The organism is Hymenobacter sp. UV11 (genome assembly GCF_004684095.1).
Lineage (GTDB): Bacteria > Bacteroidota > Bacteroidia > Cytophagales > Hymenobacteraceae > Hymenobacter.
In genome coordinates this window covers 1-24,902 of record NZ_SRII01000012.1, presented here as the reverse complement: position 1 = coordinate 24,902, position 24,902 = coordinate 1, and the positions used below count along the sequence as shown (strand labels likewise).

Annotated in this window: 21 protein-coding genes; 14 read left to right on the top strand and 7 right to left on the bottom strand. The window is 60.4% G+C overall.

The genetic code is table 11. The annotated features are described in order from the left end of the window. Positions 1-227: 227 nt before the first annotated feature. On the top strand, positions 228-3,584 hold the full coding sequence (locus E4631_RS20455) for a S41 family peptidase (RefSeq protein WP_133655828.1): 3,357 nt from the start codon (positions 228-230) through the stop codon (positions 3,582-3,584). Between the two features lie 165 nt (positions 3,585-3,749). Here E4631_RS20455 and rimO read toward each other — a convergent pair whose 3' ends face one another. The 3 genes from rimO to pheS form a co-directional block, all read right to left on the bottom strand. Beyond that, positions 3,750-5,066, bottom strand: coding sequence for a 30S ribosomal protein S12 methylthiotransferase RimO (gene rimO / locus E4631_RS20450; RefSeq protein WP_133655829.1), 1,317 nt, complete (start codon positions 5,064-5,066; stop codon positions 3,750-3,752). Between the two features lie 118 nt (positions 5,067-5,184). After that, positions 5,185-5,805 (bottom strand): Uma2 family endonuclease, encoded by a 621-nt coding sequence (locus E4631_RS20445; protein WP_240735106.1) that lies wholly within the window; start codon positions 5,803-5,805, stop codon positions 5,185-5,187. A gap of 52 nt (positions 5,806-5,857) precedes the next feature. After that, on the bottom strand, positions 5,858-6,895 hold the full coding sequence (gene pheS / locus E4631_RS20440) for a phenylalanine--tRNA ligase subunit alpha (RefSeq protein ID WP_133655830.1): 1,038 nt from the start codon (positions 6,893-6,895) through the stop codon (positions 5,858-5,860). Between the two features lie 205 nt (positions 6,896-7,100). Here pheS and E4631_RS20435 point away from each other — a divergent pair, with 205 nt between their 5' ends. Together E4631_RS20435 and E4631_RS20430 are read left to right on the top strand one after the other, a co-directional pair. Further along, on the top strand, positions 7,101-7,523 hold the full coding sequence (locus E4631_RS20435) for a hypothetical protein (protein WP_135318632.1): 423 nt from the start codon (positions 7,101-7,103) through the stop codon (positions 7,521-7,523). A 143-nt stretch (positions 7,524-7,666) separates the two neighbouring features. Then, the gene (locus E4631_RS20430; protein WP_133655832.1) at positions 7,667-7,984 is read left to right on the top strand and encodes a hypothetical protein; all 318 of its coding nucleotides are present in this window, start codon (positions 7,667-7,669) and stop codon (positions 7,982-7,984) included. 168 nt (positions 7,985-8,152) lie between these two features. Here the strand turns inward: E4631_RS20430 and E4631_RS20425 are convergent, their stop codons facing one another. Beyond that, entirely contained in the window at positions 8,153-9,391 is a 1,239-nt protein-coding gene (locus E4631_RS20425; RefSeq protein ID WP_133655833.1) for a pitrilysin family protein, read from the bottom strand. A gap of 167 nt (positions 9,392-9,558) precedes the next feature. Between E4631_RS20425 and E4631_RS20420 the strand changes: the two genes are divergently transcribed. From E4631_RS20420 to ytxJ, 4 genes are all read left to right on the top strand, one after another. Next, positions 9,559-11,580, top strand: coding sequence for a thiamine pyrophosphate-dependent enzyme (locus E4631_RS20420; protein WP_133655834.1), 2,022 nt, complete (start codon positions 9,559-9,561; stop codon positions 11,578-11,580). Positions 11,581-11,633: 53 nt separating this feature from the next. After that, a complete protein-coding gene (locus E4631_RS20415; RefSeq protein ID WP_133655835.1) occupies positions 11,634-12,284 on the top strand; it encodes a hypothetical protein in 651 nt (216 codons plus the stop codon). 26 nt (positions 12,285-12,310) lie between these two features. Continuing rightward, entirely contained in the window at positions 12,311-12,613 is a 303-nt protein-coding gene (locus E4631_RS20410) for a hypothetical protein (protein WP_133655836.1), read from the top strand. An 81-nt stretch (positions 12,614-12,694) separates the two neighbouring features. Next, the gene (gene ytxJ, locus E4631_RS20405; RefSeq protein ID WP_133655837.1) at positions 12,695-13,048 is read left to right on the top strand and encodes a bacillithiol system redox-active protein YtxJ; all 354 of its coding nucleotides are present in this window, start codon (positions 12,695-12,697) and stop codon (positions 13,046-13,048) included. A gap of 194 nt (positions 13,049-13,242) precedes the next feature. Here ytxJ and E4631_RS20400 read toward each other — a convergent pair whose 3' ends face one another. After that, entirely contained in the window at positions 13,243-13,908 is a 666-nt protein-coding gene (locus E4631_RS20400) for a DUF4142 domain-containing protein (protein ID WP_133655838.1), read from the bottom strand. Between the two features lie 223 nt (positions 13,909-14,131). On the opposite strand from E4631_RS20400, the gene E4631_RS20395 reads away from it, so the two are divergent. Beyond that, positions 14,132-14,983: a hypothetical protein gene (locus E4631_RS20395; RefSeq protein WP_133655839.1), complete on the top strand. Its 852-nt coding sequence runs from the start codon at positions 14,132-14,134 to the stop codon at positions 14,981-14,983. Between the two features lie 157 nt (positions 14,984-15,140). Here E4631_RS20395 and E4631_RS20390 read toward each other — a convergent pair whose 3' ends face one another. Continuing rightward, on the bottom strand, positions 15,141-15,890 hold the full coding sequence (locus E4631_RS20390; protein WP_133655840.1) for a 2-C-methyl-D-erythritol 4-phosphate cytidylyltransferase: 750 nt from the start codon (positions 15,888-15,890) through the stop codon (positions 15,141-15,143). 108 nt (positions 15,891-15,998) lie between these two features. Then, positions 15,999-17,048, bottom strand: a complete 1,050-nt coding sequence (queA, locus tag E4631_RS20385) for a tRNA preQ1(34) S-adenosylmethionine ribosyltransferase-isomerase QueA (protein WP_133655860.1) — start codon at positions 17,046-17,048, stop codon at positions 15,999-16,001. 236 nt (positions 17,049-17,284) lie between these two features. Between queA and E4631_RS20380 the strand changes: the two genes are divergently transcribed. The 6 genes from E4631_RS20380 (at position 17,285) to E4631_RS20355 (ending at position 24,714) form a co-directional block, all read left to right on the top strand. Next, positions 17,285-18,550 carry an ABC transporter permease gene (locus tag E4631_RS20380; RefSeq protein ID WP_133655841.1) on the top strand — a complete coding sequence of 422 codons (1,266 nt, stop codon included), beginning with the start codon at positions 17,285-17,287 and terminating at the stop codon, positions 18,548-18,550. A 175-nt stretch (positions 18,551-18,725) separates the two neighbouring features. Next, the gene (locus E4631_RS20375; RefSeq protein WP_133655842.1) at positions 18,726-19,592 is read left to right on the top strand and encodes a TIGR00730 family Rossman fold protein; all 867 of its coding nucleotides are present in this window, start codon (positions 18,726-18,728) and stop codon (positions 19,590-19,592) included. 116 nt (positions 19,593-19,708) lie between these two features. Continuing rightward, on the top strand, positions 19,709-22,615 hold the full coding sequence (gene polA, locus E4631_RS20370; protein WP_133655843.1) for a DNA polymerase I: 2,907 nt from the start codon (positions 19,709-19,711) through the stop codon (positions 22,613-22,615). A gap of 72 nt (positions 22,616-22,687) precedes the next feature. Next, entirely contained in the window at positions 22,688-23,752 is a 1,065-nt protein-coding gene (locus E4631_RS20365) for a serine hydrolase (RefSeq protein WP_166647941.1), read from the top strand. 14 nt (positions 23,753-23,766) lie between these two features. Further along, a complete protein-coding gene (locus tag E4631_RS20360) occupies positions 23,767-24,219 on the top strand; it encodes a 3-oxoacyl-ACP synthase (protein ID WP_133655845.1) in 453 nt (150 codons plus the stop codon). 72 nt (positions 24,220-24,291) lie between these two features. Next, complete coding sequence (locus E4631_RS20355; RefSeq protein ID WP_133655846.1) at positions 24,292-24,714, top strand: hypothetical protein; 423 nt, start codon at positions 24,292-24,294, stop codon at positions 24,712-24,714. Positions 24,715-24,902 lie beyond the last annotated feature (188 nt).

Below are 24,902 nucleotides of genomic sequence, written 5' to 3'. Positions count from 1 at the left end.
AAAACCCGAAGTAGGCCGAAAGGTTGAAAACTGGAGTTGTTCTCGCCACCGGGTCGGGGGTGGGGCTGCCCGCGCTCGCCCTGATTCTTAGGTGCTTTAGTTGTTGTAACCCCACTTTGTGGTATAAATCCAAGTCCCAGATGTACTTACTTTGGGTCTGGTAACGTCTGCTCAAAAGTGGTATTCGACCCAAAACAAGGTTTCTTCTTTTTCCTTCTTTTCAAGCTATGCCCAAACGCTACTTTCTGCCAGCCCTCGGGCTGTTGCTGGCCAGCCAGCACCTGCACGCGCAGGCCCCTACCCCCTCCGAAACGCTCCTGTTGCGCGAGCCTGCGCTGAGCCGCGATAAGCTAGCCTTCAGCTACGCCGGCGACATCTGGCTGGCGGGCCGCGACGGCTCCAATCCGCAGCGCCTCACGGTGGGGCCGGGCGTGGAAACCAACCCGCACTTCTCGCCCGATGGCCAGTGGCTAGCCTACTCCGGTGATTATGACCGTAATACCGACGTGTACGTGGTGGCCGTGAGTGGCGGCCAGCCCCGGCGCCTCACCTGGCACCCCTCGGCCGACGTGGTGCGTGACTGGTCGCCCGATGGCAAAAGCATTTTGTTCAGCAGCTCGCAGGAGGCGTATGCGCGCTCGTTGCAGCTCTTCACGGTGCCGCTGGCGGGCGGCCTGCCCGCGCGCCTACCCCTGCTCATGGGCGAGCGCGGCAGCTACTCGCCCGATGGCAAGCGCCTGGCGCACACGCACATCACCAACGCCACTGCTACCTGGAAGCACTACCGAGGTGGCCAGACCGGCCCCATCTGGCTGACCGATATGCAAACGCTGGCCACCGAGGAAGTGCCGCACGAAAACGCCACCGACACCAGCCCGCTGTGGCTGGGCGGCAAGGTCTATTTCCTCAGCGACCGGCAGCGTACCAACAACGTGTTTGCCTACGACGTGGCCACCAAGAAAGTCGAGCAACTGACCCGCCACACCGACTACGACGTGAAGGCGCTCAGCGGCTTCGGCACCGAGCTGGTGTACGAGCAGGCCGGGCGGCTGCACCTTTTTAATACGGCTACGGGCAAGGCTAGTGATTTGAAAATCAGCATTTCGCCCGAACTGCTGGCCCTACGCCCGCAGTACCGCGATGTGGCTTCGATGGTGCGCAACACCGCCATTTCGCCCACCGGTATGCGCGCCGTGGTGGAGGCGCGGGGCGATATTTTCACGGTGCCCGCCAAGAAGGGCGAGAGCCGCAACCTGACGCACTCCGACGGTGCGCACGAGCGTTACCCCGCCTGGTCGCCCGACGGCACCCGCATCGCCTACGTCTCCGATGTCAGCGGCGAGTACCAGCTTATGGTGCAGGACCAGCGCGGCACCAAGCCCGCGCAGGCGTATTCGCTGGGGCCGCCGTCGTTTTATTTCCACCCGCAGTGGTCGCCCGATAGCAAGAAAATCGCCTATACCGATAAAAAGCTGAACCTCTGGTATCTCGACCTGGCCAGCAAAAAGCCGGTGCGCGTGGGGGCCGACACCTATGGCCCGCTGCGTGGCGACGACGCAATGGCCCCGGCCTGGTCGCCCGATGCGCGGTGGCTGGCCTACTCGCAGCAGATGCCCAACCACTTGCGCACGCTGTTTGTGTACCACCTGCCCAGCGGCAAGCGCTTCGCCGTGAGCGATGGCCGCAGCGATGCCGACGCGCCGGCCTTCAGCCGCAACGGCAAGTACCTGTTTTTCACGGCCAGCACCGACGTGGGCCTGCGCACCACCTGGCTCGACATGACCGCCTACGACCGCGTGAGCAAGCGCACGCTCTACGTGGCCGTGCTCAACAAGCAGGACGCCTCGCCCTTCGCCCCGCAAAGCGACGAGGAAAAAGGCGCCGCCACCCGGCCCGACTCGGTAGTGGTGGGCAAAGCCGTGGGCAACCGCACCCCCAAAATGGCCGTGAAAGACCTGAAAGTGGCCGTGAAAGACTCCAAGGCTAAGCCGCCTACCCCCCTCAAAGTGGTGATTGATACGGCCGGGCTGGGCCAGCGCATCCTGGTGGTGCCCGGCTCGGCGGTGGGCAGCCTCAGCGCCGTGCAGGCCGCCGAGGGCGACAAGCTTTTTTACCTGGAGCAACTGCCGGCCAGCACCGCCGCCGGCCCTACCCCCGCTTCGCCGACCGGCCCCACCCAGCGCCTGCACCGCTTCGATATGCAGGCCCGTAAAGACGAGGTATTCCTCTCGGAAATAGACGATTACTCGCTGAGTGCCGATGGCAAGAAGCTGCTCTACACCGCCCCACATGACAGCTACGGCATCGTGGAAACGGCCGGCAAACCGGCGGCCGGCGACGGCAAGCTCACCCTAACGGCCCTCGATGCCTACATCGACCCGCGCCACGAGTGGGAGCAGATGTTCAACGAGGTGTGGCGCCTGGAGCGCGACTACTTCTACGACGCCAACATGCACGGCCTCGACTGGGCCGCCACCAAGAAGAAATACGCCGCTTTCCTACCCCACGTGGCCAACCGCGCCGACCTCAATTACCTGTTTTCGGAGATGATGGGCGAGATGGTGGTGGGCCACAATTACGTGAGCGGCGGCGACATGCCCGCCCTCACGGCTAGCCCCGTGGGCCTGCTAGGCGCTGATTATGAGGTTGTAAACGACCACTACCGCTTCAAGCGCGTCTTCAACGGCGAGAACTTTAACCCTAGCCTGCGCGCTCCGCTCACCGGCCCCGGCGTGAACGTGCAGCCCGGTGACTACCTGCTGGCCGTGAACAACCGCCCCCTCACCGGCGCCGACAACGTGTACAGCTTCTTCGAAAATACGGTGGGCAAGCAGCTTACCCTCACCGTCAACGACAAGCCCAGCCTGCAAGGCGCCCGCGAAGTAAGGGTGGTGCCCGTGGCCAGCGAGGCCACCCTGCGCCGCATCGCCTGGGTCGAGGGCAACCGCCGCAAGGTAGACGAGCTGACCCACGGCCGCGTAGCCTACGTGTACCTGCCCAACACCAGCGCCGAAGGCTACGAGTTCTTCAACCGCTACTATTTCAGTCAGTTAGATAAAGAAGCCGTGATTGTAGACGAGCGCTTCAACGGCGGCGGCTTCGTGGCCGACTACATCCTCGACCTGCTCAACCGGCCGCTGCTCAGCTACTGGGCCCCGCGTGAGGGTAGGGCCTTCACCTCGCCCGGCGCCTCCATCTATGGCCCCAAGGTGATGCTGGTTAACGAGTTTGCCGGCTCGGGCGGTGATGCGCTACCAGCGTTTTTCCGGCGGCGCGAGTTGGGCACCATCGTGGGCAAGCGCACCTGGGGCGGGCTGGTCGGCATTTCGGGCTACCCCGTGCTCATGGACGGCGGCGCCGTCACCTCGCCCAGCTTCGGCATCTACAGCCCCGATGGCAAGTGGGAAATCGAAAACCAGGGCGTGCCGCCCGATATCGAAGTAGATGTGCTGCCCGCCGACACCCAGAACGGCGCCGACCCCCAGCTAGCCAAGGCCGTGGAAGTCATTCTGAGCGACTTGCAGAAGAAGTCGTTCCAGCCATTGGCTATCCCGGCGCAGCACCCCACGCGGGCCGTGGAGTAAGCTGTTAATGGCTTGAAACAGAACGTCATGCAGACCGAAGGGAAGCATCTCGCTCGCCTCGTTAGGATTACTAACCCTAGCGGCGCGAGCGAGATGCTTCCCTTTGGTCTGCATGACGTTCTGTTTTGTGTTTCTTACTAGCAGGGCCTCTTTGTGCAAAAGCCCCTACCGCACTACCTCGCCGTATAAATCAAAGTCCGAAGCGCCCGTAATGTGAACGTTGGCGAAGCTGCCCTGCGGGATGTGCAAGTCGTTGGTAGCCAGTACCAGCACCTCATTGTCCACCTCGGGCGAGTCGAACTCGGTGCGGCCCACGTAGTAGCCGCCTTCAAGCCGGTCGAAGAGCACCTTATACGTCTGGCCCACGCGCGACTCGTTGTAATCCAGCGATATCTGCTGCTGAATTTCCATGATGCGGTCGGCGCGCTCCTGCTTCACCTCGGCCGGCACGTCGTCCACGAGGGTGTGCGAGTGCGTGTTTTCTTCGTGCGAATAGGTGAAGATGCCTAGGCGCTCAAACTTCGACTCCTGCACAAACTCGCACAGCTCCTCGAAATCGGCCTCCGTTTCGCCGGGGTGGCCGGCGATGAGCGTAGTGCGCAGCGCAATGCCCGGCACGCGGTCGCGAATCTCGCGCACCAGCTCCTTGGTGCGGCGCCCCGTGATGCCCCGGCGCATGGTTTTCAGCATGTTATCCGAGATGTGCTGCAACGGCATGTCGAGGTAGCGGCAGATGTTCTCGCGCTCGCGCATCACATCCAGCGCCGCCAGCGGAAACTGGGAGGGGTAGGCGTATTGCAGCCGAATCCAGTCCACGCCGGCCACGTCGCTCAGGCGCTCCAGCAGTTCGGGCAGCTTGCGCTCGCCGTAGGCTTGCAGGCCGTAGTAGGTCAGGTCCTGGGCAATGAGAATCAGCTCTTTAGTTCCCATATTCACCAGGCGCTTGGCCTCGGTCACGAGGTCTTCCATGGGCCGGTCTACGTGCTTGCCGCGCATCAGCGGGATGGCGCAGAACGAGCACGGCCGGTTGCAGCCTTCCGCTATTTTGAAGTAGGCGTAGTGCTTGGGCGTCGTCAGCAGGCGCTCGCCCACCAGCTCTTTCTTGTAGTCGGCCTCCAGCACCTTCAGCATCTGGGGCAGCTCCAGGGTGCCGAAATAGGCATCGACCTGCGGAATTTCCTGCTCCAGCTCGTCTTTGTAGCGCTGTGAGAGGCAGCCTGTTACGTACAGCTTCTCCAGCTTGCCGGCCTCCTTTTCGTCGGCGTAGCGCAGAATGGTGTCGATGCTCTCCTGCTTGGCGTTGTCGATAAAGCCGCAGGTGTTGATAATGACGATGTTGGCGTCCGACTTCTTGGCCTCGTGCGTCACCACAAAGTCGTTGGCCTTGAGCTGGCCCATCAGCACCTCGCTATCGACGAGGTTTTTGGAACAGCCCAGCGTGATAACGTTGACCTTGTTTTGTTTAAGGGTTCTAACTTTCATAGACCACTGATTAGCACGGATTTCAGCGGATTCCACGGATTTTGTGGACGGCGCTGGTGGGCCGGGCTTCTCGTTTTTATTTAATGATATGTTGGGAAGGCGTTTGCTATGCGGCTTTTTAGCGTAATAGGCTTAGGGCGAAGCTGAAGCCGGGCAACACGGCTTCGCCGCTTAGGGTTTCGTCGAAGCTTTTTACCACGCTCACTGAGCCGTCGGCGCGAAAAATGCGGGCAGTTTCGCCCTTAGGGTCGATGAGCCAGGCTAGGCGGCAGCCGTTTTCAATGTACTCCTGCATTTTGGCTGTGAGGTCGGTCAGCGAATCGGAAGCTGAGCGCAGCTCCACCACAAAATCGGGACAGAGCGGTGGAAACTTGCGGCGTTGTTCGGGGGTAAGCGCCTCCCACCGAGCCTGACTCACCCAGGCAGCATCGGGCGAGCGCACGGCCCGGTCTGGCAGTTGAAAGCCAGTGGAAGAATCAAAAACCCGACCTATTTGGGTTGCTCTGTTCCAGATAGTTAAGTCAGCATTTAGTTCACTGTTGCGCTCGCCAGTTTCTCCACCCGTCATAGATTGAAATTCGATAGTGCCATCGGCATGGCGTTCTAGTTTGAGCTGTGAATTGGCTTGACAGAAATCGAAAAACTCATTTTCCGTCATGCGTTGCAGCCGCTCGGCCATGCCAACGTGGGCACCGGGCGCTAGCTCCTGATCGGGTGAAAAGGGCAGAATGATATTCATAATAACAAAATCAAACAGCGTTTAAAACCTGAATAATTCAAGCCCTACCCCCCTACAACGCCTCAAACTGGCGCAAAAACCGTACGTCGTTCTCGGTAAATAAGCGCAAATCCTTCACCTGATATTTGAGCATGGTGATGCGCTCGATGCCCATGCCCCAGGCGTAGCCCGAGTATTTCTCCGAGTCGATGCCGCAGTTTTCGAGCACGGCGGGGTCTACCATGCCGCTGCCGCCGATTTCGACCCAGCCAGTGCCTTTGCAGATATTGCAGCCCGCGCCCTTGCAGATGAGGCAGGTGATGTCAATCTCGGCGCTGGGCTCGGTGAAGGGAAAGTAGCTGGGCCGGAACCGGATGTTGATATCCTCGCCAAACAGCTCGCGCACAAAGTAGTAGATGGTCTGCTTGAGGTCGGCGAAGCTCACATTCTCATCAATGTACAAGCCCTCTACCTGGTGAAAGAGCATGTGCGCCCGCGCCGAAATGGCCTCGTTGCGATACACCCGGCCCGGCATCACGCGGCGGATGGGCAGCGGCTCGTTTTCCATCACGCGCACCTGTACCGTGCTGGTGTGCGTGCGCAGCAGGCTAGGCTGCTCATCGCCTTCCACAGCGGGCACGAAAAACGTGTCCTGCATATCGCGCGCCGGGTGGTTTTCGGGGAAGTTGAGGGCCGTGAAGTTGTGCCAGTCGTCCTCAATCTCGGGCCCTTCGGCCACCGCAAAGCCGATGCGCGAAAAGATGCGCAGCATTTGCTCGCGCACTAGGTTCAGCGGGTGGCGCGTGCCCAGCGCGTGCGGCACAGGGGGTAGGGTGTAGTCGAATGTGGCGTCGGCGGGCTGGTTGGCGCTGGTTTCTTCCAGCGTGGCCTGGGCCTCGTCGAAGCGGGCCTGGGCCTGCTGCTTGAGGCCGTTGAGCTGCTGGCCAATGGCGCGGCGCTCGTCGGCGGGCACGGTTTTGAGCTGGTCGAAAAGGTCGGCCAGGCGGCCCTTGCGGCCGAGGTAGAGAAGGCGAAACTGGTCGAGGGCGGCGGCGGTGCTGACGTCGGCGGCGGCCACCTCAGCGGCCAGGCCCGAAATAGATTCCTGCATGATACCCACAAAGGTACGGCGGCCCCGGCCCCACCCCGGCGCCACTGGCAGGGGGTAGCAAATACTAAGTGGCGGAAAGCGACGTTGCCCTTCTTAGGCCGATGGCAGAGGTAGCCGCGAGCGGATAAGTTCCGTAAAAGTTGGCATTGCCTTTGCAAAAGCCTTTTCAACCTTGGAATACTCTCACTCCTTTTCCTACTTCACCATGGTACGCCGTTTTCTACTCCCGCTCTTGGGCCTTGCCCTCTTCGCTACCGAAGCTGCTTCGGCTCAAACTACCACGGTAGCTACGGCCAAGCCCGGCGCGTACACCCGCGCCACGGCCCGCACCGGCCGCACCCTCACTGCCCGTGAGAAGCGCGCTGCCGAGGCCGCTGCCAAAGCGACTGCCGCTGCTACCCCCATCCCCAACGCTACGGCCTCGGCCAGCACTTGGAGCGGCTGGAGCAACGAGCCGGCCCCCCAGGTTATTGAAGTTGGCAACGGCCAGCACCGCCCCACCACCAACGTATCGGTGGCACCCGGTATGCCCATTAACCAAGTGGGCCACGGCGTGAGCACTGACTACAACGGCCGCCCCATCTACCGCACCACCACGGCCAGCACCACGCTGGCCCCCGGCCGCTAGGCCCTGCTTTTCTCCCTTTTTTCTGCCACTATGGTTGCGGCCACGGAAGCTAGCCTTTCGTGGCCGTTCTGCGTAAAAGCCCTACCCGGCCGGCTGGCCAAACTAATTAATGGCTGCCGGCAACTTGCTATAAATCAATCATTATGACGCTCCTTCGCATTCTCGCCCTACCCCTGCTGGGGGTGGCGCTGCTCGCCCAGCCGGCCACTGCCCAAACAACTCCCCAGAAAAGCCGCAAGCCCGCGCCGCGCATGGTACCCAGCACTTCGCCCGCCGCCCGCGCCGCTGACCCTCTGCGGGGTACCAATAATAACGGTGCCAGCAACAACGTGTACGCTGCCCCCGGTGAGCCGGTAATTGTGAAGGACAACGGTAAAAATACGCCGCCCTACGACGGCCCCGCCGCCGGCCACAACGCCGGCACGGGCCGCACCAAAACCAGCCTTGCTACCCCTAAGTAATTAATAGGCTCGTTACTGAATTAAAAATCGCACAAAAAAACGTCTGTCAGGCTCATCTGGCGTTCGCTTGTCGAGGCATCTTGGCTGTATCGTTGGATGGAAGCGGCCAAGATGCCTCGACAAGCGGACGCCAGATGAGCCTGACAGACGATAGTAGTTATTCGTAGCTTATTCTGCTGCTTGATAATAGAGCGTGCTGCAATTTTCGGGGCGCAGCACCAGCTCGGCGGCAGCGCGTAGGTCGGCGGGCGTTACGGCTTGCAGCTGGGCGGGCTCTTCGTTTACGAGGTTGGCATTACCCAGCAGCTTGCCGATGGCCAGGGCCAGCGCCCGGTTCAGCAACTCGATTTCGCCAAAAACCAGGCCCGCTTCGGCTTGGTTTTTTACTTTTTGTAGCTCATCGGCGGGTACTTCGTCGCGTAGTAGCTCGGCCACTACGGTTTCGACGGCGCGGTCGGCTTCTTTGAGGGCTACGCCGGCATTGAGCTTGCCGCTGACCACGAAAAGGCCAGGGTCGAGCGCACCCGTTACCGATGCCGAGATATTATTAAACAGCTGAAGGTCTTTCACTAAGCGCTGATGCAGGCGACTCGACTTGCCCCGGCCCAGCAGGTCGCCGAGCAGGTCCACGGCGTGGTAGCGCGGGTCGAGGCGGGCGGGCATATGGTAGGCTTTGTAGAGGGCGCTTAGCGGTACCGGGGCGGTGGCGGTGGCGCGGCGGGCCTCGGTTTGCACCGGCTCCTGGGGTAGCTGGCGCGGCTGGCGCACCCCGCCGGGGATGGGCCCAAACCACTTTTCGGCCATACGCTGCACTTCGGCCAGCGAGGCGGCGCCGGCCACTACCAGAATGGCGTTTTGGGGCGCGTAGTGCTGCCGGAAAAACGCCCGCACGTCGGCCATGTCGGCTTCCTCAATGTGCCGGATTTCTTTGCCGATGGTGTTCCACTGGTAGGGGTGGGTAGTGTAGGCTAAGGGCTTGAGCTTCAGCCACACGTCGCCATAGGGCTGGTTGAGGTAGTTCTGCTTGAATTCCTCCACCACCACCTTGCGCTGCACGTCGAGGCCAGTGTCGGAAAAAGCCAAATCCAGCATGCGGTCGCTTTCAAGCCAGAAGCCGGTTTCGAGGTTGGTGGCCGGCAGCGAGAGGTAGTAGTTGGTGATGTCCTGCGAGGTAAAGGCGTTGTTTTCGCCCCCCACTTTTTGCAGCGGCTCGTCGTAGTTGGGCACGTTCACGGAGCCGCTAAACATCAGGTGCTCAAATAAATGGGCAAAGCCGGTGCGGTCGGGGTTCTCATCGCGCGAGCCCACATCGTACAGGATGTTGAGTACGGCGAGGGGGGTAGTAAAATCTTCGTGTACTAGGCAGCGCAGCCCGTTGGCCAGGGTAAATTCCTGAAAGTGAATCATAGCAAGTGAGGAGGGCAAAAATTAGCTGGATGCTAAAGCAAATTTAACAGTGCAATGGCTGAAAATAGTGTGCGTGCCGACTATATAACCCGCTGTAGCCAGCATTAGCAGTGCGCCCCAACAGTGGCCGCTACCTTTGTCCGCCCCAACCTGCCCTACCCTGCCCCATGACCTTTGACCGCCGCGCCTACCCCAACGACTTACTTCTGCGCCTCTACCGCGAGCTGCTAAAGCCGCGCCTGATTGAGGAAAAAATGCTGATTCTGCTGCGGCAGGGCAAGGTGAGCAAGTGGTTTTCGGGCATCGGGCAGGAAGCTATTTCGGTGGGCAGCACGTTGGCGCTCCACGCCGATGAGTATATTTTGCCGCTGCACCGCAACCTGGGCGTGTTCACGACGCGGGGCGTGCCGCTGGGGCGGCTGTTTGCGCAGTGGCAGGGCAAGGCCACAGGCTACACCAAGGGCCGCGACCGCAGCTTCCACTTCGGCACCAACGAGCACCACATTGTGGGCATGATTTCGCACCTCGGCCCGCAATTGGCCGTGGCCGACGGCATCGCGCTGGCCGATTTATTGGACAAAAAGCCCCGCGTAACGCTCACCTACTCGGGCGACGGCGGGGCCAGCGAGGGCGATTTTCACGAGGCCCTCAACGTGGCGGCGGTATGGCAGCTGCCGGTTATTTTCCTCGTCGAAAACAACGGCTACGGCCTCAGCACGCCCAGCAATGAGCAGTTTCGGTTCGGGTCGTTTGTGGATAAAGGGCCCGCCTATGGCATGGAAGCGGTGCAGATTGACGGCAACAACGTGCTCGAAGTCTATGAAAAAATAAAAACGCTGGCCGAAGACCTGCGCCAAAACCCGCGCCCGGTGCTGGTCGAGGCCCTCACGTTCCGGATGCGCGGCCACGAGGAGGCCAGCGGCACCAAGTACGTGCCCGCCGAACTGCTGCAGGAGTGGGCCCAGAAAGACCCGGTCGAAAACTACGAAAAGTGGCTGCTGGGCGAAGGTATTCTCAGCGAAACGGCCCGCGTGCAGGTGCGCGAGGGCATTAAGCAGGAAATTGAGCGGGGCTGGCAGGAATCGGAAGCGGCCCCTACCCCCCTCGCCGACGACCAAGCCGAGCTGGCCGATATGTATGCGCCCCTGCGGGGAGTTATGAGTTCTGAGTTAGAAGTTGTGAGTCAGGCTGATACACAACTCACAACTGCTGACTCAGAACTCATAACTAAAGATATTCGCTTCATCGACGCCATTCAGCAGGGGCTGCGGCAGAGCATGACGCGCTTTCCCGAGCTGGTGCTCATGGGCCAGGACATTGCCGAGTATGGCGGCGTGTTTAAGATTACCGAGGGCTTCGTGGCCGAGTTTGGGAAGGGTAGGGTGCGCAACACGCCGCTCTGCGAGTCGGCCATTGTGGGCGCGGGGCTGGGCCTGAGCATCCGGGGCAAGAAGGCGATGGTGGAGATGCAGTTTGCCGACTTCGTGACCTGCGGTTTTAACCAAATTGTCAATAACTTAGCCAAAAGCTACTACCGCTGGGGGCAGAACGCCGACGTGGTGGTGCGCATGCCCACCGGCGCGGGCACGGCCGCCGGGCCCTTCCACAGCCAAAGCAACGAGGCGTGGTTTACGCACGTGCCGGGCCTGAAAGTGGTGTATCCCAGCAACCCGCACGACGCCAAGGGCCTGCTCTGCGCTGCCTTCGAAGACCCCAACCCGGTCATGTACTTCGAGCATAAGCTGCTCTACCGCTCGCTGAGCGGGCCGGTGCCCGAGGCGTATTACACTACCCCCATCGGCCAGGCCGCGCTGGCGCAGGAGGGTAAGGAATTGAGCATCATTACTTACGGGATGGGCGTGCACTGGGCGTTGGCGGCGTGCAAGGAGCTGGAAATTCAGGCTGATATCCTCGACCTGCGCACGCTGCTGCCCTGGGATACCGAGGCTGTGGGCCGCTCGGTGCGCAAAACCGGCCGCGTGCTCATCCTGCACGAAGACACGCTGACTGGCGGCCTGGGCGGTGAAATCGCGGCCTGGATAGCCGAAAATTGCTTCAGTAACCTCGACGCGCCGGTGCGCCGCGTGGCCTCGCTCGACACAGCCGTGCCTTTTGCGCCGCAGCTTGAGGCAGGGTTTTTGCCGCAGCAGCGGCTGCGCGAGCAGCTGCGGGCGCTGCGCGACTATTAGCGTGGCCCGAACTGGCCTTATCTTAGTTATTTAACGTCCTATTATTACTCGTTGTGAAGGCTTTATCAACGCCGTGGTTGCGGGTGCTGCTGCTGCCCGTGCTGCTGGGGCTGCTGGGCAGCTGCGCGGTATACGACCGGGTTTTTCACCCGCATCGGCTGCCTACCCCCCCCCTCAGCGCCACTGCTAAGGCCAAGGCGAAAGCTGCCGAAAAAGCGCGCCACAAGGGCACCTCGCTCAAGGCCATGGAGGCGACCTCAGCCACGGCTACCGATGGCGCGGGGGCCGACGCGGGCGCGGCCGATGAGAAGAAGAAAACGATGTCGTACAGCGACTTGCCAGAGGGTACCAAGCTCAAATACGACAAGCAGGGCCTCGTGAAAAAGAGCACCCTGAACCGCTTGGAGGACAACCGCCGCCAGCTGCACCACTACGATACCCGCCCCCTGACCCCGCGCGAGGCTAGCCGCGAAAACCGTAAGCTGCGCAAAAAAGGCCACCAAAACCACGGGAAAGACGCCAAGGACCCGGCCCCAGCTCGCACCAAGGACTTGCCCGCCGCGCCCGCGCCCGACCCCACGCAGCCCGCCGAGCCTACCCCCGCCCCGGCGCCCAAAGCACCAGAGAAGAAGGCCAAGGATAAAAAAGCACCCCTTCCGAAGCCCGACCCCACGCAGCCTGCCCCCGACGGTAGCCACCAATAGCCTTCCTACCCCCTATCCTGCCGCCCATGCTTCGTCTCTTGCTCGGTAGCCTGCTGCTGGCTACTGCCGCCCAGGCGCAGATTGCGCCCACCAGCCCGGCCCGCCAGCGTGCCGACAACCGCCGTGCCCTGCGCGAAGCCCGTAGCACCGACCTGCCTTACCAGGACAGCCACCTCGACGTGACGCGCCAGCAGTTGCAGCGCGGCGGCACCGCGCCCGGCCCCCGCGTGGCCGGCGAGCCGCGCTTCGACCGCCACGGCCGCCCCCGCGGCAGCGAAGCCGGGTTTCTGGGTCTGCGGCGCCGGGTCAAAAACGAACCCAAGCCCTAGCTGCGTAGTTAAAGGACCTACTGTGCGGGGCTGCTACCCCCACTAGCGACATATAAACCTGAATTTTAGCTTCTACTCTCTATGGCTACCCCCTGGCTTCCGCTCACCGACGCTGCTCAGCTACAATCCATCGTGCAAGAGTCGCACGAGCATCCGGTACTTATTTTCAAGCATAGTACTACCTGCTCTATCAGCGCGGCGGCCAAGTCTAAGGTCGAGCGCCAGTGGCCCGATGCCTCGCTGCCCGCCGATGCCACTATTTACTACCTCGATTTGCTGCGCTACCGCCCCATCTCGGGCCAGATTGCCAGCGAGTTTGGCGTCGAGCACCAATCGCCGCAAATGCTTATGATTCAGGGTGGTGAGGTGCGCTACCATGCCTCGCACATGGGCATTCGCCTCAGCGAAGCCGGTGCGGCCGTAGCGGCTAAGTAGCCCCCGCCCTACCCCATAAGAAAGCCTCCGCGTTCGTTAACGCGGAGGCTTTCTTATGGGGTAGGAGGACAACGTTATTAGTTCGTGTTCAAGCTGTTCCGAAGCTTTTCAACTGTGCTTAGGTGCGTTTGCCGCATGGGCACAGCCTTTTGCGCAGCAGCAGCTTAGGGGAACCGTTCGTGTTGCACAGCTACCTACATCTTCATGCGGGCATCGCTGGTAGCCATGCCCAGGTGCTCGGTCACCACGGGTAGCGTTGCGGTAATCCAGCCCATCAGGGCCGGGTTTTTGGTCATTTGCTGATGCGCGGCCAGCGTATTGGCCGTTTTTTGGTGGTCGGCCTGCATTTGCTGCAGGTAGCGGTCCTCAAAAGCTTTGCCCGACAGGCCTTGCATTACCGGCGCCATTTTCTGGTGGTCGGCATCCATGTCAGTGGGCAGTGTCACGCCGGCTTTGGCGGCAATGGGCTTGAGGGCAGCCGTGCTCTTGGCGTGGTCAGCCAGCATTTTCTCGGCGAAACTTTTGGTATCGCCCGTCACGCCCTTGGCCAAGGCCATTTTGCTAAGCTGAATCTCATTCTGGTCAGAATGCGCGGCCGACTGCATAAACTCGGCGTCGGTGGCGTGCGGGGCCGTGGGGCCATAGGGGTCAGGCTGGCCTTTGGTTGGGGCCGAGCCGGTGGCGGCGGGCATGTCGGCGGGTTTTCCAGCGCCTTCAGGCATCGTCGCGGCGGGCGTTTCGGTAGCGGTACCCGGCTTCGTGGTTTCGGAGAAACCCTGGCCTTTGGTATCGCTTTCAGAATTACAGGCGGGTAGGGCGAAAAGGGCGGCGCCCAGCAGAGGCAAAAGAAAACGGTTCATGGGAAAAGGGAAAAAGAAAAGATTGGGGTGATAAGGTGTCTGATTACGAGTGAATTAGCCAAAGGTTTTTGTTGATTTAATAACTGCTTGATAGCCAGCGCTACTTCGTGGTTGCGCGGTTCAGGCAGCGTGGCATTTCCTTTGGCTGCCCGTTAAACTTCAGCCCGCCGCGCGGCTCTCAGCTACAACAAAATCCTATTTCACCATCACTCTGCTGCCCCGTATGCACCGCTTCCCTACCTTCCGTTCCTTGGCTTATGCCGCGCTGGCCAGCGGCCTGCTTCTCACTGCCAGCTGCCGCCGCGCCGACATAGTGGCCGACGACGTTACCTCGGCCGAGGATATGGGCCAGGGCAACGAGGAAAACGCTACCACCGCCGACCTCGTCGAGGCCGCTTCCCCGCAGGATGCTACCGACTCGGCCAGCCCTACCGTGGCCGATGCCACCGAACTGCCCGCCTTGCTCTCGGGCTGCGCTACCCGCACCTACGACGCCGCCACCCGCACACTCACCCTCGACTTTGGACCCACCAACTGCCTGTGCCGCGACGGCCGCTACCGCCGGGGCAAAATCGTGGCCGTGTTCAGCGGTCCCTACCGCCAAGCCGGCGCCATCACGACCGTCAACCTGCTCAGCTACTTCGTGAATGATAACCAGCACCTGGGCACGCGCGTGTTCACCAGCCTCGGCAGCGGCTCGTTCGATTTGAGCGTGCAAAACGCCAGCATCATCTTTGCTAATAACGGGGGCACCGCCTCTTGGACGTCGCAGCGCCGCTACACCCGCACCGCGGGCTTCGGCACCCGCACTATCCTGGACGATGCCTACAGCATTACGGGCTCGCTCACAGGTACCAACCGGCGCAATACTGCCTTCGAAGCCACTATTCAACAGCCTCTTATCAAGAAATTTGCTATCGGCTGCGCCCGGCATTTCGTGGCCGGCACGGTAGCGATTACCAATTCCAAACAAAAGGCAATGCTGCTCGACTACGACCCCACCGGCACCCAAGCTTGCGACAACATCGCCACCGTCACCGTCAACGGCCATACCCGCACCATCACGCTCCGCTGACCACGGATTACGCGGATTTTAGCGGATTTCACGGATTTTGTGGACGGCGCTGACAAAGCTGGTAAGTTCGATAAAGCAGAAAGGCCACCTAAGTAGGTGGCCTTTCTTGTGCAATAAATTCTGATTTGCGAATCGTCCACAAAATCCGTGAAATCCGCTAAAATCCGTGTAATCCGTGATTTAGGAGAGCCTCGGCCAGTAGCAAATCCTCCGGCGTGGTGATTTTTAAATTGCGGTAGTCGCCCTCCACCAGCTGCACGGGGTGCAGGTCGTCCACCACGCTGGCATCGTCGGTGAAGGTAGGCAGCTCGGGCAGGCGGTAGGCGCGGCGCAGCAGCGCCAGGTCGAAGGTTTGGGGCGTCTGCATCAGGCGCAGGCGGCGCCGGTCGAGCGGCGACGAGCCAGCCGCGCCCAGCAGCCGCACCGAGTCTTTGGGCGGCACCGCCACCGCCGCCGCGCCGTGGGCGGCGGCGGCCTGGTAGGCGGCCTCAATCACGGCCGGCGTAATGAGTGGCCGCACGCCATCGTGCACGGCCACCAGCGCGCCCGCCGGCGCATCGGGGGGTAGGGCGGCCAGCCCAGCTTTCACCGAAGCCCAGCGCGTAGCCCCGCCCGCCACCAGCTGGTGAGGAATGTTAACTCTGTATTCGGCAGCTAGTTGTCGCCAATAATCGAGCTGGTCAAACGGCAGCACTACTACCAGTTGCGCCACGCCCAGCGCCGGCTCGGCAAAGCGCCGCAGCGTGTGCAGTAGCACCGGCTCGCCCCGCAGCAGCAGAAACTGCTTGGGCCGGTCGGCACCCATGCGCAGCCCGCTACCCCCGGCCACGATGACGGCGTAGCGGGGCGGTAAATGAGTAGGTGAGTAAGTGAGTAAGTTATTAGGCGGTGGGAGGGTGGTGAGCATGGTGTGGAAGTAGCGAAAGGCAAGCGAAGGTAGCAAACCTACCAAGCGCAAAAATGGCTCGGCTCCTTAAGGAAGCCGAGCCATTTACTCACTTACTCAACTACTCATTTACAGAATCAGCATCGCGTCGCCGAAGGCGAAGAAGCGGTACTTTTCCTTAATGGCTTCCTGGTAGGCTTCCATCAGCAGCTTGTAGCCGGCGAAGGCCGAGGCCATCATCACCAGCGTACTTTCGGGCAGGTGGAAGTTGGTTAGCAACGAGTTAGCAATTTTAAAGTCGTAGGGCGGATAGATAAACTTGTCGTTCCAGCCCGAGGTCACCTTAATGCGGCTGTTGGCCGACACCGAGGCGTCGAGCGCCCGCATGGTGGTGGTGCCAATGGCGCAAATCTGCTTTTTGGTGTCCATGGCCTTGTTGACGACCTGCACGGCTTCGGCGTTCACGAAGAACTGCTCCGAGTCCATCTTGTGCTTGGTAAGGTCCTCCACGTCCACGTTGCGGTAGGTGCCCAGGCCCACGTGCAGCGTGATGTAGGCTTTCTCTACCCCCTTGATTTCCATTCGCTTCATCACCTCACGCGAGAAGTGCAGGCCCGCGCTCGGCGCGGCCACAGCCCCAATGTTCTCGGCAAAAATGGTCTGGTAGCGCTCTTTGTCGGCGGGCTCGGTTTCGCGCTTCAGCACTTCTTTGGGCACCGGCGTTTCGCCCAGCTCGTGTAGCGCCTTGCGGAATTCTTCATCGGTGCCATCAAACAAAAATTTGATGGTGCGGCCGCGCGAAGTGGTGTTATCAATGACCTCGGCCACGATATCCGACTCGCCAAAGTAGAGCTTGTTGCCCACCCGGATTTTGCGGGCCGGGTCCACGAGTACGTCCCACAGGCGGCCTTCCTTGTTCAGCTCGCGCAGCAGAAAAACCTCAATCTGGGCGCCGGTGCGCTCTTTTTGGCCGTACATACGGGCCGGAAATACCTTGGTGTCGTTGAAAACGAAGACGTCACCCTCCACAAAATAATCCAGGATATCCTTGAACATCCGGTGCTCAAACGTGCCGGTGGCGCGGTTCACCACCATTAGGCGCGATTCGTCGCGGTGGCGGGCAGGGTGACTGGCAATCAGCTCTTCGGGGAGTTCGAACTTGAACTCATGCAGTTTCATCGCCATGATGGGCAGTACTAGGGGGAAGTTACCGAAAATTCGGGGGGCAAAGGTACGAGTTTTTTTTGAGGGTAAGCTTTTTGTAGGGTAAGCTTTAGCCTGCCGGATGAAGGACTGGTAATTTTCCACCACCTTCGCAGTAGTAATAGCGCAGTGGCGGCTTTTGCTTGTTGTATTCTTTCGGCGGCAGGCTAAAGCCTACCCTACACTTTTTGGCAAGCTGAAGCTAACTTATCATGTTTCTTACAATTCGCCTGGTACTCGAAAGCTTTGCCTTTGCCTGGCAGGCATTGCGGGCCAACCTGCTGCGCACCATCCTGTCGCTGCTGGGCGTCACGGTGGGCATCTTTTCGATTATCGCCGTTTTTATGGTGGTCGATTCGCTCGAAACCAACGTGCGCAGCAGCATGAACTTCCTGGGCGACAAGGTGGTGTACGTGGGCAAGTGGCCCTGGGTCTTCGACCCCGACCGCCCCTGGTGGAAGTACTTCAACCGCCCCGTGCCCACGCTGCGCGAGTTTCGGCAGCTGCAGCGCATGCTGCCGGCCAATAGCCAAAAGGGTATCGCCATCTTCGTGCCCAAGGGCGGCAATACGCTCAAGGCGGGCATCAACTCGGTGAGCGACTGCGCCTTGCAGGGCGTCAGCTACGAGTACCGCGATATTTCCAGCGTGCCCATCGAGCAGGGCCGCTACTTCACGGTGCAGGAAATGGACGGGGGTAGGCCGGTGGCCATCATCGGGGCCACCATCGCCGAAAACCTCTACCCGCAGGGTGAGCCAGTGGGCCGCCAGTTTAAAACCAAGGGCCGCTACTTCACGGTCATTGGCGTGATGAAGAAAGAAGGCAAAAACCTGCTCGGCACGCCCAGCAACGACGCTAACTGCCTGATTCCCTACGGTTCATTTGCCAGTATCTTTGCCATGAGCAGCACCGGCATGGGCGGCCCATCGCCGCAGCTCGGCGTGAAGGGCCGCGATGACGACCCCGGCCTGCTCAACCTCGAAGCCGAGATGCGCGGCGACATGCGCATCATCCGCGGCCTCAAGCCCCGCGAGGAAGACAACTTCGCCCTCAACCGCCCCGAAATGCTAGCCGATATGATTGGCAAGTTGTTTAGTGTCATTGGGATAGCCGGCGGTATCATCGGCTCCTTTGCCATGCTGGTGGGCGGCTTCGGCATCGCCAACATCATGTTTGTGTCGGTGCGCGAGCGCACCAACATCATCGGGATTCAGAAGTCGCTGGGCGCCAAAAACTACTTTATTCTGTTCCAATTTCTGTTCGAGGCCGTGTTTTTGTGTCTGCTGGGCGGCGCGGCGGGCATTTTTCTGGTCTGGCTCATCACCCTTTTTCCGCAAGAGGCGCTAACCCTGACGCTAAGCGCGGGCAACATCTCGCTGGGCCTGCTGGTGTCGGTGGGCATCGGCATTCTGGCCGGCATTATTCCGGCGGTGCTGGCCGCCAATCTGGACCCCGTTATTGCGATAAGAGCCAAGTAGCGTAAGCTTTAGCTTGCGAGTGAGCGCCAGCGAGCATCGTTATTCGCGCCGCACGGTGCCGCTTGCTCGCTAGCAAGCTAAAGTTTGCTCTACGTGCTATCTTCGCCCCCCTACTTTTGGCCGCCCCGCTTTTCGGAGCCGGGGCGGTTTCGTTTTCCCCCCACCCTGGCTAGATATGTCCAAACTCAAAAAAACCAGCAAGACCAAGTCTTCCGACGATAGCCTGAACGCAGGTTCCGGCAAGACCATCGAGCAGCCCAATGTGAACGATAATAAGCTGACCAGCATCACGGAGCTGCGCCAGCAAACCGGCGGCGTGGCCAAAACCGGCCAGGACCCCGACGAGCAGCGCATCCGCAAAGCCTTTGTTGATAAGGACTGGAACGAGATTAAAATCGCCGATAGCTGGCAGATTTTCAAGGTGATGGCCGAGTTTGTGGAAGGTTTCGAGAAGATGTCCAAAATCGGCCCCTGCGTGAGCATCTTCGGCTCGGCCCGCACCAAGCCCGACAACCAATACTACCAGCTGGCTGAGGAAATCGCCTCTAAGCTCGTGCGCCACGGCTACGGCGTCATCACGGGCGGCGGCCCCGGCATCATGGAAGCCGGCAACAAGGGCGCCCGCGCCGAGGGCGGCAAATCGGTGGGCCTCAACATTGAGCTGCCCTTCGAGCAAACACACAACATCTACATCGACCAGGATAAGTGCATCGACTTCGACTACTTTTTCGTGCGCAAGGTGATGTTCGTGAAGTACGCGCAGGCCTTCGTGGGCATGCCCGGCGGCTTCGGCACCATCGACGAGCTGTTTGAAGCCCTCACGCTCATTCAGACCAAAAAAATTGGCCGCTTCCCCATCGTGCTGGTGGGCTCGGCCTATTGGGGCGGCTTGTTTGAGTGGATTAACAACGTGATGCTCAATGAGGAGCACAACATTTCGCCCGAGGACATGCACCTCGTGCAGATTGTGGACGACGCCAGCGAGGCCGTCAAAATCATCGACGACTTCTACCACAAGTATTCGCTGTCGCCTAACTTCTAGGCCCTACCCCCCCCTCAGCGCACGGAAGGGCCGGACGGAAACGTCCGGCTTTTTTGTTGGCTGGCCAACTGCTGGCTATTTCCGTAGTTATTCCCAGCCCGACCTTTGCCCGACCTATGTCTGATACTGCCCCTACCCCCGCGCCTACTCCCAAGCTGTTCCTGCTCGACGCGTTTGCCCTCATCTATCGTTCGCACTTCGCGTTCTCCAAAAACCCGCGCATCAACTCGAAGGGTCTGAATACGGGCGCCATCCTGGGCTTTACTAATACGCTGGTGGAGGTGCTGCAAAAGGAGAAGCCGACCCACATCGGGGTGTGCTTTGATGCGGGCAAGACGTTTCGGCACGAGCAGTTTCCGGCCTACAAGGCGCAGCGCCAGGCTATGCCAGAGGATATTGGCACGGCCATCCCGTATATTAAGCAGATTATCAAGGCCTTTCACATTCCCATCTTGTTAATGGAGGGGTTTGAGGCTGACGATGTCATTGGCACCATTGCGCAGCGGGCCGAGGCCCACGGCTTCGACGTGTTTATGATGACGCCCGACAAGGACTACTGCCAGCTCGTAACCGAGCGCATCAAAATCTATAAGCCGGCTTTCATGGGCAACGCGGCCGAGGTACTCGACGTGGCGCACGTGCTGCAGCGCTTCGAGATTGAGCGCGTGGAGCAAGTGATTGATATTTTGGGCCTCCAGGGCGATGCAAGCGATAACATCCCCGGCATCCCCGGCATCGGTGAGAAGACGGCCAAAACGCTGATTCAGAAATACGGCTCGGTCGAAAACCTGATTGCCAGCGTGGACGAGCTCAAGGGCAAGCAGCAGGAAAACGTGCGCAACTTCGCCGAGCAGGGCCTGCTGAGTAAGGAACTGGCCACCATTCATGTGAACGTGCCCATCGACTTTGAGCCCGAAAGCCTGACCCTGGACGCCCCCGACGAGGGTCAGCTGCGGCAGCTTTTCGACGAGCTGGAGTTTCGGCAGCTGGCGGCGCGGGTGTTGGGAGGGGGTAGCGGCCCCGCGCCCAGCGCCGGCCGTGGCCCGGCGGCCCCTACCCCCCGCGGTGCGCGCCGACCCAAAGTGGCCGCGCCCACGTCGGGCCAGGGCTCGCTGTTTGGGGAGGGTAGTGAAGCCGTAATTAATGCGGCCGAAAACGGCGAGTTCGGCCCCGACGACGCGGGTGAGTACTACACCGGGCCCCGAAAAACGCTGGCCGATGTGCCGCATAATTACCACTTGGTCGATACGCCGGAGCTGCGCAAGTCGCTACTTGACTTCTTGTTACAACAAGCTGAAGTAAGCTTCGATACCGAAACTACGGGCCTCAATACCCAGACGGCGCGGCTCGTGGGCCTGAGCTTCAGCTGGCTGCCGGGCGAGGCCTACTACGTGCCCGTGCCCCAGGACGAAACTGCCCAGGCGCTGGTGGAGGAGTTCTGCCCGTTTTTCGAGAGCGAAACCATCCTGAAAATCGGCCAGAATATCAAGTACGACCTGCTGATTCTCAAGAACTACCAGGTGCGCATTGCGGGGCCGTTCTTCGATACCATGCTGGCGCACTACCTCATCGAGCCCGACATGCGCCACAACATGGACGTGCTGGCCGAAACCTACCTGCACTACACGCCGGTGCCCATCACGGACCTCATCGGGCCCAAGGGTAAAAACCAGAAAACGATGGCCGACCTCGCCCCGGCCGCCGTGAGCGACTACGCCTGCGAAGACGCCGACGTGACTTTGCAGCTACGCCACGTCTTCGAGCCCATGCTCAAGGAGCTGGGCCTGCTGGGATTGCTCAACGACGTGGAAAACCCCCTGGTGCCCGTGCTGGCCGACGTAGAATTTGCGGGCGTGCGCATCGACTCCGAGGCGATGGGCGAGTACTCGGCCGAGCTGCAAGGCTACGTGCAGGAGCTGGAAACGCAGATTTTTACGGAAGCCGGCCAGGAATTCAATATCGGCTCGCCCAAGCAATTGGGCGAGGTGCTATTTGACAAAATGGACATCGGCCGTGGCAAAATCAAGAAAACCAAGACCGGCCAGTACGCCACCGGCGAGGAAATCCTGAGCCAGCTGGCGGCCGATAACCCCATCGCCGGCCTCATCCTCGAATACCGCCAGCTCAGCAAGCTGCGTAGCACCTACGTCGAGGCCCTACCCCAGCTCGTGAGCCCCGTCGATGGCCGCGTGCACACCAGCTTCAACCAGGCCGTGACGGCCACCGGCCGCCTCAGCAGTACCAACCCCAACCTCCAGAACATTCCGATTCGCACCGAGAAGGGCCGCGAAATCCGCAAGGCCTTCGTGCCGCGCGATGCCGGCCACGTGCTACTCGCGGCCGACTACTCGCAGGTAGAGCTGCGCATCATGGCCGACTTTTCGGGCGATAAAACCATGATTGAGGCCTTCCGCCTGGGGCAGGACGTACACGCCAGCACCGCCAGCAAGGTCTTCCACGTGCCGCTGAGCGAGGTCGATGGCGAGATGCGCCGCAAGGCCAAAACCGTCAACTTTGGCATCATCTACGGCATTTCCGCATTCGGCCTGGCCCAACGCATCGGCATCAGCCGCAAGGAGGCCACGGACATTATCGACACGTATTTCCAGGAATTTCCGTCGGTGAAGCAGTTCATGGACGACAGCATCAACCGCGCCCGCGAGCTCGAGTACGCCGAAACGCTGCTCAAGCGCCGCCGCTACCTGCGCGACATCAACTCGCGCAACGCCACGCTGCGCGGCTACACCGAGCGCAACGCCATCAACGCCCCCATCCAGGGTACTGCCGCCGACATCATCAAAATGGCAATGATAAACATCCACGACTGGCTGGAAAAGGAGCGCCTCGGTACCAAGATGATACTGCAAGTGCACGACGAACTCGTGTTCGACGCCGTGCGCGAGGAAGTGGACTACATCACGCCCAAAATCCGCGAGCTGATGACCACAGCACTGCTCCTACCCCGCGGCGTGCCGCTGGAGGTAGAAGTGGGGGTAGGGGACAATTGGCTGAAGGCGCATTAAGCCAGCAAATCAGCATTTCACCTAACCTTTGGGCCGCTTCCTCTAGCTGGAAGCGGCCCTTGCGCTAGCATGATGAAAAGACTACTAATCTTGGTACTGGCCCTGCTAGGTCAACCTGCGCTGGCTCAGCGGCCGGCCGAGCTTACGGCCTTGCTCAAGCGCCACCACGTGCCCGGCATGCAGCTGGTATATACTAAGGGAAGCCTCGTAACGGCCTACAACCTGGGTGTGCGTGTGGCCGGCACCCGCCAGCCCGTCACGGCCGCCACTACGTTTGAGGCGGCTTCGCTGGGTAAGGAAATGCTGGCCTACGTGGCCCTGCGCCTGCACGACAGAGGCCTGCTCGACTTGGATAAGCCTCTACTGGAGTACTACAACTACCCACGGCTGCGTGGGCAGCCACGCGCGGCCCGCATCACGGCGCGCATGGCGCTGGCGCATACCACAGGGCTTCCCAACTGGGCCGTAAACCCAACCACGCCAGCTTGGAAAACAGCAGCCCTGACGCTCAAGTACGCCCCCGATAGCTGCTGGAACTACTCTGGCGAAGGCTATACATTCCTGCAAAAAACGCTGGAGCACCTTACCGGCAAGTCGTGGGAGAAGCTGGCCACAGAAGAAGTTTTTATTCCCTTAGGGCTGAAAAACAGCAGCTTCAGGTGGCAGCCAGCTTTTGCCGCTACTGCCAGCGCTGGCCACGATGCGGCTGGTAAGCCCACGCCCATCGACCACTTCGCAGCGCCCAACGCGGGGTTTAGCTTGTATTCAACGGCAGCCGATTACAACCGCTTCTTGCAAGCATTCCGTACCGGTAAAGGGCTGAAGGTCGCCACGGCCCACCTGTTGCAAACGCCTGCTACGGCTGCTGACCGCTGTGGCCAGCCCGCTTCCAAGGCCGACCCCTACATTGCCTGGGCCTATGGCGTAGGTCTGGCTACTACCAGCCAAGGCCTCGCCCAATGGCAATGGGGCGACAACGGCAATTTCAAGGGCTTCTTCATGGTCCTACCCGGCAAACAAGAAAGCCTGCTGTTGTTTACTAATAGCGCCAACGGTCAGCAAGTAGTAGACGAGGTGCTGCGGCTGTTTTTTGGTCCCGGCCAATACTGGGCTACCCAATGGTTAGCCGAACAATAGTTGATTTATTAGTAATGTCCCCCAAACCCGCCCTCCACGCCGCCTGCCTGGCCTACGTGCAACTACGCCTCGACGCGGCCCGCGCCGGCATGGCCGCCGCCCAGGAGTCGTCTAATTCCGAAACCAAGAGCAGCGCCGGCGATAAGTACGAAACCGGCCGCGCCATGGCTCAGCAAGAGCGCGACCGCCATGCCGCCCAGCTCCACGAAGCGCAGCAGCTACTTACTATGCTGCAAAAAATAAACCCCGAGCTGGCCAGTAAGGTGGTGCGTCCAGGAGCCTTAGCCACCACCAGCCTCGGATTATTTTATATCAGTATTGGTGCGGGCAAGCTGACAACTGCCGAGGGCTACGAGTTTATGGCCGTATCGCCCGCCGCGCCCCTGGCAGAAGCATTGAGCGGCAAAAAGGCTGGGGAAGAAGTGGTTTTCAACGGCAAGAAAATCAAGCTAGCGGAAGTAAGCTAGAGCCTAGTAGGTGCACCCTACCCCCTGGCTGGCCGTATGCGTAGGCTCAACCTCAAACGTTGCTTTCAAGCCATGCTACATAAAATCAAGACCACCACATTGCAGAATGCGGCCCGTGGGCTGCTGGGTACTTTCATGGTAAGCGCTGGCACAGGCCACCTTACGTTCGTGCGAAAAGATTTTCAAGCCCAAGTGCCCGATTGGGTACCGATGGATAAAGACACCGTCGTATTACTCTCCGGCGTGGTGGAGATTGGGCTGGGCCTAGCTCTTCTGATGTCGAAAGGAAAGAACAGAGTACGCATGGGGGTAGGGCTTGCCGTATTCTACACGCTGATTTTTCCCGGCAACTGGTCGCAATACAGCCACCACCGTTCAGCCTTTGGCCTCGATACGGATACCAAGCGCTTAGCACGGCTCTTCTTTCAACCCGTATTAATAGGGGTAGCGCTTTGGTCCACAGGAGCTTGGAAGGCACTGCGAAAAGGCAAATAGCCTGATTGCCGTGAATTTGCAGGGAAAAGCGAGAAGCGCAGTATGCTTCGCGAATTCACCACAATGTCCCTACTCTGCTTTCTTACCTATACAGGGCAAAAGCACCAAAAGGTTAGTTAGCGTCTGGGGACTGAGGAGCTAATTGGCAGAGCAGTTGTCGGAGATAGTCATCATCACGCGCCGCTTTC